General features: G+C 57.7%; 16 protein-coding genes. 6 read left to right on the forward strand and 10 right to left on the reverse strand.

Going from position 1 to position 13,343, the window contains the following annotated elements; all coding sequences use genetic code 11:
• Positions 1-207: helix-turn-helix domain-containing protein (locus tag ACZBJS_RS40550; RefSeq protein ID WP_463440174.1), on the reverse strand; the 207-nt coding region annotated here is incomplete at its 3' end.
• A 172-nt stretch (positions 208-379) separates the two neighbouring features.
• Here ACZBJS_RS40550 and ACZBJS_RS40555 point away from each other — a divergent pair.
• The 5 genes from ACZBJS_RS40555 (at position 380) to ACZBJS_RS40575 (ending at position 4,027) form a co-directional block, all read left to right on the forward strand.
• Entirely contained in the window at positions 380-1,174 is a 795-nt protein-coding gene (locus tag ACZBJS_RS40555) for an adenylate/guanylate cyclase domain-containing protein (RefSeq protein WP_057018716.1), read from the forward strand.
• 136 nt (positions 1,175-1,310) lie between these two features.
• Positions 1,311-1,586, forward strand: coding sequence for a hypothetical protein (locus tag ACZBJS_RS40560; protein WP_057018715.1), 276 nt, complete (start codon positions 1,311-1,313; stop codon positions 1,584-1,586).
• Entirely contained in the window at positions 1,583-2,230 is a 648-nt protein-coding gene (locus ACZBJS_RS40565) for a hypothetical protein (RefSeq protein ID WP_057018714.1), read from the forward strand. Before ACZBJS_RS40560 ends, ACZBJS_RS40565 begins: the two co-directional genes overlap by 4 nt.
• A 733-nt stretch (positions 2,231-2,963) precedes the next feature.
• Positions 2,964-3,770, forward strand: a complete 807-nt coding sequence (locus tag ACZBJS_RS40570) for a hypothetical protein (RefSeq protein ID WP_463440175.1) — start codon at positions 2,964-2,966, stop codon at positions 3,768-3,770.
• Between the two features lie 5 nt (positions 3,771-3,775).
• Entirely contained in the window at positions 3,776-4,027 is a 252-nt protein-coding gene (locus tag ACZBJS_RS40575; RefSeq protein WP_463440176.1) for a hypothetical protein, read from the forward strand.
• A 306-nt stretch (positions 4,028-4,333) separates the two neighbouring features.
• On the opposite strand, the gene ACZBJS_RS40580 is transcribed toward ACZBJS_RS40575, so the two are convergent.
• The 6 genes from ACZBJS_RS40580 to ACZBJS_RS40605 all read right to left on the reverse strand — a co-directional run bounded on the left by ACZBJS_RS40580 (position 4,334) and on the right by ACZBJS_RS40605 (position 9,139).
• On the reverse strand, positions 4,334-5,143 hold the full coding sequence (locus tag ACZBJS_RS40580; RefSeq protein WP_463440177.1) for a hypothetical protein: 810 nt from the start codon (positions 5,141-5,143) through the stop codon (positions 4,334-4,336).
• Between the two features lie 53 nt (positions 5,144-5,196).
• A complete protein-coding gene (locus ACZBJS_RS40585; protein WP_463440178.1) occupies positions 5,197-5,970 on the reverse strand; it encodes a hypothetical protein in 774 nt (257 codons plus the stop codon).
• 2 nt (positions 5,971-5,972) lie between these two features.
• The gene (locus ACZBJS_RS40590; protein ID WP_463440179.1) at positions 5,973-7,529 is read right to left on the reverse strand and encodes a terminase large subunit domain-containing protein; all 1,557 of its coding nucleotides are present in this window, start codon (positions 7,527-7,529) and stop codon (positions 5,973-5,975) included.
• Between the two features lie 9 nt (positions 7,530-7,538).
• A complete protein-coding gene (locus ACZBJS_RS40595; protein WP_463440180.1) occupies positions 7,539-7,967 on the reverse strand; it encodes a hypothetical protein in 429 nt (142 codons plus the stop codon).
• A 292-nt stretch (positions 7,968-8,259) separates the two neighbouring features.
• Positions 8,260-8,658, reverse strand: a complete 399-nt coding sequence (locus ACZBJS_RS40600; protein WP_092090569.1) for a hypothetical protein — start codon at positions 8,656-8,658, stop codon at positions 8,260-8,262.
• Positions 8,659-8,887: 229 nt separating this feature from the next.
• Positions 8,888-9,139, reverse strand: a complete 252-nt coding sequence (locus tag ACZBJS_RS40605; protein WP_463440181.1) for a hypothetical protein — start codon at positions 9,137-9,139, stop codon at positions 8,888-8,890.
• Between the two features lie 442 nt (positions 9,140-9,581).
• Between ACZBJS_RS40605 and ACZBJS_RS40610 the strand changes: the two genes are divergently transcribed.
• Positions 9,582-9,791 carry a cold-shock protein gene (locus tag ACZBJS_RS40610; RefSeq protein WP_092084843.1) on the forward strand — a complete coding sequence of 70 codons (210 nt, stop codon included), beginning with the start codon at positions 9,582-9,584 and terminating at the stop codon, positions 9,789-9,791.
• A 195-nt stretch (positions 9,792-9,986) separates the two neighbouring features.
• On the opposite strand, the gene ACZBJS_RS40615 is transcribed toward ACZBJS_RS40610, so the two are convergent.
• The 3 genes from ACZBJS_RS40615 to ACZBJS_RS40625 form a co-directional block, all read right to left on the reverse strand.
• The gene (locus tag ACZBJS_RS40615) at positions 9,987-11,483 is read right to left on the reverse strand and encodes an AlbA family DNA-binding domain-containing protein (protein ID WP_463440182.1); all 1,497 of its coding nucleotides are present in this window, start codon (positions 11,481-11,483) and stop codon (positions 9,987-9,989) included.
• Positions 11,484-11,585: 102 nt separating this feature from the next.
• Positions 11,586-12,542 carry a hypothetical protein gene (locus ACZBJS_RS40620; RefSeq protein WP_463440183.1) on the reverse strand — a complete coding sequence of 319 codons (957 nt, stop codon included), beginning with the start codon at positions 12,540-12,542 and terminating at the stop codon, positions 11,586-11,588.
• A gap of 124 nt (positions 12,543-12,666) precedes the next feature.
• A complete protein-coding gene (locus ACZBJS_RS40625) occupies positions 12,667-12,906 on the reverse strand; it encodes a helix-turn-helix domain-containing protein (protein ID WP_463440184.1) in 240 nt (79 codons plus the stop codon).
• Positions 12,907-13,343 lie beyond the last annotated feature (437 nt).

The raw sequence follows: 13,343 nt of genomic DNA on the forward strand, positions 1-13,343 counted from the left end.
CCGTGGCGAACGACGCCCCAGCCGGCGGTCGACAAGCCCGTCGTCGCCCTCCGCCTCATAGCGCTCCGCCCAGCGTTGAAACGTCCGAACACTGATCCCAAGAACCTCCGAAGCTGCCTCCTGCGTCAGTTCCTTCGCCTCCGTCCGATCCAGCAAATCTGAAAACCGCATCCGTCGTACACCCTCGTGAATGGATGCCGTGCCCATCGCGCCCCCCTTGTTCCGGAGCACCGAAAACACGACACTTCACGAGCTACAAACAGGCGACAGATCACGAGCTACTGACACCGCAAACCTGCAACGTTGCCAACGCGGGAATGTATGGCTACGCTTTACCCTGGGTAGGCTGCCAAACGTTCCTTCGATCGGCCGGACGCTCATGCCAAAATTCCTTCGCATCGGAGTCCATCAGTCGAACGTTTCCGGATACACGTCGAAGGCATGGTGCATTCGACGGGCCGGCTCGACGGTTTTCCTGAAATGGGGCGCCGTGCAGGTTGATGGCGCGGGCGACAGGCGAAAGGTCCACTGGACGTTTCCACCGCAGGAAAAAACCATTCGCTGCCGCACGGTGCAGCGCGCCCAGGACTACACCAAGGCCGCAATCGCGCGGCGACGCAGCCATCGCTATGAGCCTCTGGCTGGAAATATCGCGAACCGGCGGCGAACCACCGACCGGGACTCGCAGCTCAAGCAGGCGCTCGCCACGATCCTCTATGTCGATATCGTCCGATCCACCGAAAAGGCCGCGCGGCTCGGCGACACGCGCTGGGCGACGGTGATGAACCACTACTATGTCGCTGTGCGCAGGGAGCTGAAGGCCTTGCGGGGGAAGGAAGTCGTGACGACGGGCGACGGGTTGCTGGCGACGTTCCGCGCGCCGGCAGCCGGGATCCGTTGCGCGACCGCGATCCGCGAGTCCGTGCGCACGCTGGGGCTGGAGATCAGGGTCGGACTGCACGCGGGCGAATACAAGGTGAGTGGCGCGGAGGTGATCGGGCTTGCGTTTCACATCGGCGCGCGCGTCGCGGCGAAAGCGCGGGCCGGCGAAGTGCTGGTCTCGAGCGCGGTCAAGGACCTGATGTCAAAGTCCGAAATCCGCTTCAAGGACCGCGGCGCGCACCAGCTCAAAGGCGTGCCGGAGCGATGGCGGCTCTACCGGGTGGAGCATTAAGGGCGTCCCGGGAGCGTCGACTACCGCCAGCGTCGGCTGGCCTCGCCGAAAGGCGTTAATGACATATTGATGCGGTTAACGACGTTTGCCGTCTGCGGTTTCATCGCTCTTAGGAGGCGACAAGGCAAAACACGGCATGCGCAAACATGCCGCGACCGTTCTGATTGGCGTCTTTTGCAGCCTGGTGACGTACTTCAGCGCCGCACGACTCTACCAATGGGCCGAGACCGGACAGTTGGCGGTGCTGTCCCGGAAGACACACGACCAACCTGAGTTCGTTTCCTGGGGCGACGATCGGCCCAGCTTCGTGCTGCTGTTCGCGCTCTATCTGTTTTTCCTCAAGAACGGACTGCTCGGCATGCTGGTTACCTGCCGCGAGGTCTGGCTGCGTGGCCGGGGATGGGAACCGTGAGCGCGCGGCTGATCGCTGGATTGATCAAGGTGCTGCTCGGAGGTCTTCTCACGGCCGGTCCGCCGCTCGTGTCGGTCGCGCGCGGCGACGAAACTGCGAGCATCAATGCACGCCGCGAGGCGCTTCGCGAATGGAGCAGCCTTGCCAATGGACGCACGGACTTTGAAATTTCCGATCCGGCCTTGGTGCCAAGGATGCTCGCGCTTGCGGCCGAGCAATCCGGCTGCAAATACAGTGATGACATCGAAAAGTTGCCGGTTCGCTTCATGAAAGTGGCCGGGCACCGTCTCGCGCTGATGTTCTGTCGGCTTTCCGTGACCGGATCGCATCGCGCGTTCGATCTTTCCGACGTCAGCAGACCAAAGCCGATGGAATTTCCGTACGTCGCGCTGAACGGCTTCGGTACGACGGACACTCCGGGTTTCATCACATGGAGGGAGGAGGCCGGCTTGTTTCAGGCCGAAACCGGATCGGACCTGTGTCCCAGCCCACACCTGCGGCATGTCTATCGGCTAGACGTGACCAATCGCGAAAGCTTTGTCGTGGTTCGCGTCGAGGTCAGCGCGCCTGCGTGCGGCGCGGGTCAGGAATGGACCACGATCTGGGAGGCGAAACCGTGGCCCGCGCCGGCGGATCCGCGCTGACGCGCTCTTGCCAAAATGGTTAGCCCCGATTAACCAGCCTTTCGCATCAACCTTGCCGTTTAAGACTGTCGCAATCGGAGACAATGCGGAGTTGAAGTTAGCCCTGCAAATAGGGCACTTCTCGCTTTTGCCTTGCGGATATTGAGTTCAAATAGAGTAACGGTTGATCACGCTTTGTTCCGGCGCAAAGTGCGGCGGCCCGTAGTTCTCCGACCGAGAACGAAGTTCCTTTGACTTCGGTCAAGCCCGATCCGACGTGCAGGGCCAACGTCTCCGACATGGTCGAGAGGCACGATTGGATCACGATTGCAGCATGCGTGTCGCTCACGCTGACGATCCTCGCTGTCATCGCACTTTTCGTCATCTAAGCGCGCCCCAAGTTAAGGTTAAAACGGCTTGAACGATTGACGACGTTTTAGTCTCGCGGCAGAGTCGTCCCGACGGCAACCGCGAGAGCATTGCCGTTGTCGCGGAGGTAGCCGGGCAGTCTTGCATCGAACTCGGCACGTTCGCGGTTAGCGATGTGCGCAATCACATCGTCTAGCACCCCCGTGATCCCGAGTTCTGGGCTGGCGCAGCGCGTCCAACGGCCTTCACCAAGAGCGGGATTAGCAGCAACGGCGATGGAGCGCCCCTCGAGTAGAAGCGAGGGGGAACAGAAACCCTAAACGGGGTTCGGCTCCTATTTTCAGATCATCAGCAGACGGACCCCTCAACATGCGTGGAGTTCGCTATGGTGCAACGTCTTTCCAGACTAAATCGATACAAAAAAGAGTTCGAGGGCGTTGAGTTAGGAGCCCTTGATCAAGGTGCTAAGCCGCTCGAGCAATCTTTGCCGCACGATGTGCAGATCGCATCGGTAGGGCTAATCATCTCGTCCGACATCAAGCGCGATCAATGGGAGCAGATCGGAGAAAAGCTCGGAAAGCTCAACAGCGGGATGCAATGGGCGCTTGGCGATTGGATCGCATTCGGTGAGCATCGTTTCAAGCTGAAGAAAGACGCCTTGAACAAGGTCGCCGACAGGATTGGATATACTTTCGACAGCTTGATGAACCTCGCATGGGTTTCCCGTCATGTTGATCACTCATTACGTAATGAGAAGCTCAGCTACAGCCATCATGTTGCTGTCGCTCCTCTTGATCCCCAAGACCAAGCGAAGTTTCTGACTAGGGCCGCGAAGATGAATTGGCCCGTCAAAAAGCTTCAAGAGATGATCCACGAGCGGGAACAGCGTGACATAGACGAAGACGAGCGGAATGGCGACCTGTCCAGACAGGTCAATAGATGGGCGTCTGATTTCGTCGAGCGAACACAACGAGCGCGAGCGAAGGTAGGTGATCGATGCTCCGAAGATGAGCTTTCGTTTCTGCTGGAGGACCAAATTCTGAGATTGATTGTTGCGGCATCAGCCGTCGCCGATAGCTGGTCGGAGGTGGTGGCCAACCTCAAGGAACACGTTCGAAAAAGATCGGCCAAGAGCAGCTTGGCTCGCGAGCGTCTAGAGGTCGACACTGCTCAGCTTGAACCTGCGGAGTAGGGAACATGGGCACTGAAGACGAGCCATCCATTCCCTATCTACTCGATGCCTCGGGTTTATGCGATCCGTATGATGCGCCGACCCTGGACGGATGCTGGAGCCATTGCGTCGCCGCAGGCGAAGACATTGGCGACATCCTGACGAAGCTGATCTCGTGGCATTTTAGCGAGGAGCACATTCCGATCGTCGAGAATTGGTTGATAGAGCGGCTAGCCACGCATGACGCTGTGCAGAAACTATTGAAGAGTACGGACTGAGAGCCCGCCCCCGCTCGCAGGAAGGTTACGACGATACGGGGGCGGGCCTGATCGCGGGTCAAGCTCCGCGATCATCCGGTCGTGACCGAAGCGACCGGAAACTTTGTAAGGCTCCGCCGCCGTCCATGCTGGGGATCGACAAACGACGGCGGAGCCTGCCCGCCGCGCCGGTGAGAAGCCGGCCGTGGGCTCTACGCCGTTATCTACGGGCACCTGCGCAGTGGCCCGGCCGGATCGTGAAGGTAATCAGAAGCGATCCGGCGAAGCCTCCGCGCGGTCGACTCAAGGCGCGCGGAGGGAAGAAGATCATGCTGCGTTCGCGTTGGAGCGTGACACCACGAGTCCGAGCAGGGCCTTGATGTCCGTATTCGCCCGATGCTCGATGATGGTGCCCTCTTTAGCTGCGGCATCGATGTGAGCGCACTCGTATCTCTCGGCTTCAAACAATTCGGTCTTGATCTCGTCGAGACGCGTTCTACGCTCATCGGCATCCATCTGCCGGCCGGACTGCGGCATCTCATCGATCATCGCTTCAAGCCGATCCTGCAGCAGGGTCGGATTGATCCATGCCAATATAGCTTCGGGAGAAATCAACCTGTTCTCTCCGAATGAGAGCTTGAATTTGCCGTGCTCGATGATGAGCAGCGGCGTTCCATCCGAAGCGAGCGACTGAACATAGAGCTTGGCCTGTCGCTTCATTTCTCTAACTGTCGGCGATGCACGCTCGACACGACCACGCTCGGAGATCAACTCCATGATCCGGCCGCGCAGACGCTGCACAGCTTGCAGATGGCTCTCGTCCGTCTTGGTTTTCGATTTGATCGGCCGAGCATCTTCAAGCTCGACGTTGGCGGGCAATTGCGCAAGATATCGTGCGACCTTGGCATTGAGGTCTGCGAGTGTCCTGTGGCGATCCTGATAGCCGGGTTGCAATGCCCGTATCCGGGCGATCTCGCGCTCGATGACAGGTATTCTGTCGCGTGGCGCTGTGGCGAGCGAGCTCTCGGTTTCCGATATTGCTCGCTGATTGTACGTCATCAAGGTCAAGGCCTGCTGCTCGGCATCCTTCAACGTTGCGAGCTTGGCCTGCACCCGTGGTGGTAATTCGTTTCGCATTGGTCACCTTCCATGTAGTTGATGCCCGTCGATGTGACGAGCCTCGTGTTGCTTCACTGCTTGAAAGCCTCCTCAAGGCGTTTGTCTCTCCGCGTAATCAGTTCATCGTGCGTGAAACTGCCGGGACGCGTATCGCGCGACTGAGGGCGCTGCGGCGTGTCATGCCATTGCGATGCCTGCTGATCGATCACCGGAGTCGGCTTCCGCCAGGCGTTCGCCAGAGCCGCGTCACGCTGTTCAACGAGCCGCGCTCGCTCCGTGTTCACAGAAGCGTCCGTGACGCCGTAACCCGGTCGATAGGCCGCAGCCTGCGGCGCGGAGCCTTTGGCTAGCGCCATTGCCTCGTCGAAGGTCAGCTGCTTGTCGTGATGCCCATAGAAGGCGTCGGCGAACACCTTGCGCTGATCCGGAGGCAAGCCGTCGACCTGGGCCTGCAACTGAGGATCGGCCAGAGCATAGCCAACCGTTGAGTCGGTGCGGGTGATGCTGACGACGTTCCTCTTTGCGAGATCGAGTGCTTGTCTGAAGCCCTTCCGAGTCACATGATCCTTGAATAAGGTCATCTGGTTCGGAGTGAGTTTCGCAGCATCGAGCAGCGCCGCCTGCTTGTGGTCCAGTTCCAAGCCGGGGAAGGCATTCTTGGCGTCGAACTGCTCGATCCGCCTCGCGGACTGTGCCGCCGCCATGGCCGCCATTAAAGCCGGATCGCCGTGGTCCATAAATTTCAGCTGGGTCCGAATGCTGTCGCCGTCTTGGAGAATATCGTTCGGACGTCGCACAGTCCGGCCATTGCGGTCGACGATTTCGTGGTCGTGCGTGGTAGTCATGTTTAGCGGCCTTTCATTGCCATGATGGTGCTTAATCTCTCTGCAGCGTAGCTGCGTTCCGATGGTCCTCCGACCCAACTCAAATCAGCCACGTACCTGTAACGACGTGTGCTCATGCAGACCAAACAACCTGCGGCCGCATTGGCGAGGTCATCTTTTCCATTGATCGGGTGGTCAATTTGCTCGCGACCCGAGCGTGACGTGCGCCGTTCAAGAGCGAGCAGTTGTTGGTGGAGACGCTGGTGATCCAGCAGTTCGCATTTCTTGCTGTTGATCAGGGGCAGTAGCTCGCGATAAATCTCGGACTTCGACTTCTCGCTATGTTCGAGCGTGATCCCTTGTTTCTTGAATGCCTCTCTCACCCACTCAAGCGCGTACCGGTCTGCTTTGACGGACGAAATTCCGTAGCTCTTGAGTTCGGCGGCGTACTCGGCAACGACTTCCTCCGGCGAGAAGGGCGGCCGCTTTTCCCTAACTAGGTCGAGGACGGCCACGCCGTTTTCGCGATGGCCGATTGCAAGAGTGAATGAGTCAGAGCCGCCGCCACTCGGATCGCAGAACGCCGAGTAATTGAATTGCGGCATGTAGGGACGTTCACGCTCGTCGCTCGTCACTGCATCGAGCGCTTCAATCGACAGTAGTTGTTCGAGGTCTGTCCGGAACAACCCGCCGAAATTCGCGGATGCCTGAGCCGGATCATCCTGATAGGCCTGATCGATCTCCGCGCGGATGTAGTCGGGCGCGTGCGGGCGCATGGTCAGCGTGTCAGCCTGCCATACGAGGATGCGGTCCGACTCCTGCCCATAATGCTTCTTGTATGCCTGCCACAGTGCTCCTCTCCGACTATGAGGAGACGAGGCGCAGAGCATCATTGAATTGGGGATCGTCAACATCGAAGGTCGAGCGGCTGCGATCACCTCGGTATCGGGATTGGAGCTGGTATCATCACTCGACCAGAACGCCAGCTCGTCCGCCAAAAGACAAACCACGGTTCGACCGCGGGATGTCTTATAGCTTGCGGTCGTGACTTCGATTGAGATCGAGTTCGTCAATCGCACCCATTTCGCGGTCGAACTCTCGACGAGCCGTCTCAACATCTTCGACTCGGAGAGGAACCCTTTAACGTAGTTCATGATCTCTTGGCACTGCTCGCGGTCTGCGGCCATCACCTGGACGACAGCACGCTGCCCACGTGCGATGAACGGCTTGTAATTGAAGAAGCAAGCGAGCCACACTGCGATCAACGCCAACACTCTGGACTTGCCGCCGCGACGTCCGACCACGAGCCACGCTTCTTTCACTTGATGCGCGGGAGGAACTTTGCGGCCTGTGCATTTCTCGAACAGCGCTAGCTGCTCGGGCGTCATGTCATAGGCAAAGCACGCTGCTATGAATGCCCACCACACTTCCCAATCGTCCGGGTCTGCGAACGAGGGGAGGAATATCTGAGGATCGCGAACAGCATCTAGCAGCGTGAGGCGATGTTCGGGAGGTCGAAGCTTGGAGCGTGGTGCGGGTTTGGGGTCTTCCAGTCTTTCCCGTACCAGGCGCCGCTTCATGAGGCCTCGCTATTCCAATCGTTCACGTGAATGACGAGAGCCACCACGCCGCGCATATTCCAATGGGTCTAGCTCGTCGTCGTCATCATCACGCTTGCCCGGTGTGGCGCTGAGCAGGCCGATCTTCTTCATGAGGCGAGACTGCGAGTTCGCGAGACGCTGATATTCAAGCCGCTCTTCATGCCCACACACGCCAGTCTTCATGTAGTCCAGCTCCATGTCCTCAAGCTGGCACTGCATGAATGCGACACGCCGAACGAATGCACGCTCGGTCTCGGTGATCTGGGATGGACGGCCTAGCGCTTCCGTGTACGCATCAACGAGATCACGGAAGCGCTTGCCGCGCGGCGTTCGCAAATCGAGACGCTCCGAGAATAGGCGAGTGCCATTGGTGATTGCGGAGCGTGTTTTGGATGGCTTTTTGATCGTCCCGTGCATTTCTCGCGATCTGTCTGCGACACGCGAACGAATACTTCGCGTTATTGGGACGGGCAATCACTCTATCTGTCCGGTACTTTGTCAAGCCAGATACGTTAACAGGTTGATGTGACGTGTTATTCCCTCTGAAAAATTGTCTCAGGGGACAATAACTCCGCGCTCACTCGATGATTTCGGGTGTTCAGCACTAAGTAAACACAGCGGTGAATACGCGTGTCCCACGACAAATCGGATGTATTCGATCCTGCTGCTGACACTGCATCTTGATCAGGACGAGACTAGGGTAGGGCGCTCATCCTTTCCGATCACGCTTATATTGACGCCGATAGTGTTCAAGCCGCTGTTCATCGATCAGGCCTTCCGCGGTCAGGAGCGCAATGATCTCGCGCATGGCGGTACGTTGGTTACTGACGAGAATGCCGCTGGCCGAGATGTTGGCGCGTCTCAATTCGTCGCACACTTCCTTGAAGGTTTCGGTCTGGAGCGTGAGGAGACGGATTTTCGATTTCAAGCCTCGCTCCGTGATATCCCTCGTTTCCCTTTTCGGGGTTCTTTCGGATAGGGATTTTGACACGGTCTTCTGCTTGATCGTTCTCGGTGTGAATGACTGCTCGATATTCGCGAGCGCGAGTCTTTCACGCCGCTTTCGTCCTGGGCCTGCGAATTCGTATCCGTTGTTCTGATCCAGCATGATGGATTTCCCTCGGTTCGATGTTGCGAGGGGAGGGCACGTTAGGCGCTGATCTGACGGGTGACTAGGCGTCGTACGGATTGCGGGGGATTTCCTCGTCTCTGGGACGTCCCGTGCTGGGGTTCTGCTGCGGTTGGAGCGGCATTCCGGCCGTTCGGACGATCTCTCACCCCGTTTCGGAGGTAATCATCTATGCTGGGGCCGCTAGCCAGTGCTGATTGCCAAGTCGCTACTTCGTCAATCTGTGGACATCGCCCGGCTGCAGGTTGAGTTCCTCGAACATCCGCTGCTGCTCGCCCGTCAATGGAATTTCTAAGATCTCGGCCGTCCAGCCCTCTGGAACTGCAGCCAGTACCAGCGTCAGAGCTTGACTTGGCTTAGCGAGCGCGACCCAAACTTGATGTTTTGGCGCGTGGGGCGGAAGATCGTCCGAAGTCACTTCGACGATTGTAAAGCTGCTGCCGAACGACTCTGCCATCATCGTTCAATCCGACGGAGAGTGCTTTGTTTCTAGCTGGAGGCGTACGTCTCAATTCCCCGAGGGGCGCACAGGACCCGCGAGAAATTTATACGTCGGCACCCAAGCCGAGTTCCAGCTCTCCAGCGTGGCGCCGCACAGGGAGCATTCAAAGCTATTAATCTGACGCTCCGGAGCCATGGCTTCGGTCCGGTCATAGACAGCGCCGCACTGACATGTTCGATGGTGTGATGGCATCACTCCTTATGAGCCCGAAACCTAAATTACGCCACACGCAACTTTGCCTCTTGCAAATCAGTCAGAAGAGTTTACCTTTGCATTGTTCGATCAGCCGCTGTGCCTTGTTGATTGCGCCCGCGGGCTCCTTTTCCAAAGTCATCGTCGAAGTTGAAATGGTTCGCGCGACAGCCGCGCGATGACGCGCATGCGCGCTTTGGAGAAGAAAATGACGACAGGTACTGTAAAGTGGTTCAACGGCCAGAAGGGCTTCGGATTTATCCAGCCGAACGACGGCAGCAAGGATGTGTTTGTGCACATCAGCGCCGTCGAGCGTGCCGGCCTTTCCGGCTTGGCCGAGGGTCAAGCGGTTACATTCGAAATCGCGAATGACCGGAAGACTGGCAAAGCCAGCGCGAGCAATCTCTCGATGGTCTGAGGTTGGGCAGCGCCTTACCACGGATGTACTGGAAGGCGATAAGCTCAGCCAATAAACGACTTCGATGTCTTGCCATCACCGGTCATGGGTCCTTGCGGTGACACCTGGCTCCAACCCAGCCTCACTTCATCCATCCATGGAGCCCTCGCCGTGCCGCCCACGGCGGGGGTTTTTTGCCCTGATGAGCGCATCTCGCTAAGCGAAAACGTCTTTCCGTTGATGGTGCATGATCTCATCCACTCGGCACGCGGCTCGATAAATCTGCGACCGATGTTTGCCTTCCGTGTCTTGCTGTAGACAATTGAGCACAAGCGGACGAACGTCAGCGATCTTCTCGAAGTCGTTGGGTAAGCCGTGAAGCGCAAATGCAAATGCGCTCAGTTCGGCATCATCTTTCGGAATGATGGGCTTTCCAGCTCGGAAATCGGCTAACATCTTCTTCGGCTTCCCGGTGTACAGCTTATAGGCGGACTGCGTGCCCCGGAGCCGTTGAACGACTGCGTCACGGATCGAAGGCATGCAACCCGTCAGGCGGCGCAGGTCCTCGACCAAATCATCGATGCTCATGGATAGCTGATGCACGTAATGCCAAATCGGCATCCATTTCCGTGGATAGAACGTTTGTGCATGCAAATAGGCGAGGGGCTTATCGACTTTGTTTCCAAGGAGGAAGTTTTCGACGACTGCATGGGGAGTGATGTTATCTCTTATGACGTGGATTGTGTCTCTGTCCGCAGCGGAGACAGGTTGCACGTCGCCAACGAGCCGTAGCGCGGGTGCGCCCTTTATTTGCGTAAAATCCCCCTCGCGGACGAATTGGATCGAGGACAGCAAATCCTTGTCTATGACGAAGTTTCCTGTCCTGCCGGAAACCTCGCCTGTATCGAGGTCAATGGTTGCTTCGGCGCCGGAAGCCACGCGGTTCATGCGCCTGCTGAACTCTGCAACGGCACGAGCCTCGCGGGCTTCGATGATGGCCCTGAGTTCTCCCGGCTTGATCTGCCGCGTCTCGCCGACATAGCGGAAATAGATCGCTCCTTCACGGAGGTCATTTCCCATGCCCTTCAGAACGATGATCGGCGCTCGTTCGTGCTTTTCGACATGGAGGACACCGATCTTCTTGCCTCCGATCTTGTGGGGAACGCGGGCGACTCGAGGAACGGGATCGAGGAAACTGACCAGATGCGAATTCAGCAGTGCTGGATCGAGCGTTTCGAACTTGTCGTCGGACATCCCGTCAACAACTTGGGCTCCGTCTCTGATGCCGAACAGGATGTGGCCGCCCTTGTTGTTCGCGAGGCCGGCAACGGCTCGGAGGATCTTAGCGCTGACCGCATAATTGAGCTTGCACTCGACTACATCCGTCTCGCCGTTGCGCACGTGCCAAGTGCTCTTGCGCTTTTCAAATAGAGCTTCGATGACCTCGATGTCAGTCGGCGACTGCGGACCCTTGGGATAGATCGCAGCGTGTTCCGCGGTCCACTTGGCGATGAACGCAGTGACTTCGTCATCGTTCGCCGCAGGAACGTCCTTGGCGTAGCTTCCATCTTTGATCTGCGTGATGCGCCCCGAGCTGATCAAGCGATCAGCGCGATTGAAATAGAAATGCACCTGATCGTTCTTCATGCCCTTGGCGAGCATGGCACGTATTAAGCCGACCTCGGCGTCGGACATATTTCGCGTTTTTGCCATCCGGTGCGTGCCTCCCGACTCGCACGCGGGCGCAACATAGTACAGGTTGCAAGAGGCGGCATTCCCACGTTAGACGGATTGGGGGCGGTTTTCCCCATCCGTTCACAGTCTTTCACGCTGGATTTTTGGCTTGGGAGCTTGAGGGGGTAACAAAGAACGCAATTCTCGCACATCCTGATCACACACAACGTCAGGAGATGCCCAATTCCAGTCTCCCTCGATGTCCACGCAATCCCAACGTTCAAGCCGATTGAAGACGTTTTTGTGGTATCCTGCGAACATCGAAACATGATGCAGATCAAGCCGTCTGTTGATCGCGCGAATGCGCCTCTCAATGTGAACCGGGTCTTCGCTTGGATAATCTTCGCATGTGAGCTTGATCCCTGTTTTGGTGATTTCCTCTAGGACAGGCCGGTGATTTTTCGCGATCAGGAATTGCGAGAAGATTTCCGCGGGCTTGATCCCAAGGATGTCAATCGGCTCGTTGATCCCTGCGGCTTGAACAGCGCGTTTCCGTTCCAGTCGTATTTCGAGATGGATCGCGTTTTCTTCCCCCGTGATCTTGGACGGCTTGCCGTTGTAGAAGCACGTGTTGCGATACGGCCGTGATTTCCGGAATTTGACACGGATCGAGTAGGTGCTGTCCTCGTATTCAAACACGTCGTCGTCGAGCCTGCGATATCGCAGGTGAAGCAGAGTTCTCAGCGCATCGGCGACTTCATCGTAATTCCAGCCGTCGTATATCTGGATCACGTCGAATGCGATGTGGACGCGGTATAGCGCGAATTTTGGGTCGATCTCGGAGTGCAGCTGGAGAATGTCTTCGCACAAGCGCGATGGCTGATTGATGACGAGGCGATTTCCCCAGGTGACCTCCGGATTGTTGCGATCCTTGATCGGCTTCGGAAACGCACATCCGGCGTTCGCCCGAACGGCGCGGATCAACGCGGGATGAAATCTGCGCGTGGATGAGGCCTCGATGCTGTCAATGTACGGAGCAAGCAGCGCTATTTTGGGCGGCTTGTTCGTTCGGTGCGGAGACGATATCGTTTCGGGCATCGACGATCTTCCTTGGTGCTGATCGCTCGTTCATGAGCGTGGGCCTTCGCGGGACCTGTTCGTGATATTGTTGAGCGCGCAACAATGACCCCACGCCGCTCGAGCAGCGTGGGGTCAATGCGTTTCAGACAGTCGCTTCGTCCACGACCTCGCGGTACGTCTTGCCGTTCACGACGATGACGGAGCCGAGATGGGGCAGCAGCCGGCTGACCTTGTTGACTTGCGCGAGCGCGAGGACGTCAGTGACGGCGAACATCCATCTCGAATGTTTCGCTTCCGTCAGCTTGCGGCCCTTGAGCTTGCCGCGTCGTTCTAGATTGCGGATCGATGAGTAGGAGATGCCGAGCAGATCGGCAGCTTGCATCCTGTCGCACAGTTGCGCGTCGGGACTCAGGGGCCGAACGGGAGGAGCAGGGAGCTTGGATTGCAGATTAGACTTCGTTCGCATGTTTCGATCCAATGCTGCCGCACAACATCCGATTTAATCGAATGAAGTTACGGTAGTTGACTGGATCGCTATTCGCGAGCCACTCCAAGTGGAGCTTGCCCCCGGGTTTTCCTGCGATCAGATAGGTCGGGCTTCGTGTTCCGATCTCCCGACATCGCCGCTCGTGCGGCCTGTCATCATTCTGCACGTTTTGACAGGGGACGCAATCTAGGGGGCGCACGCATGCGCGATCTTTCGCGTTCTAGGTGGTGTGGACTCTAGGGATTCCCTTTTAGGAGCAAATCAGATTCAAGGCTGCTTTTGGGGAGGCCGCCTTGGGTGTGATGGACCGTTTGGTATTGAGCGACGCGGCG

This window comes from Bradyrhizobium sp. KZN70725 (assembly GCF_055264925.1).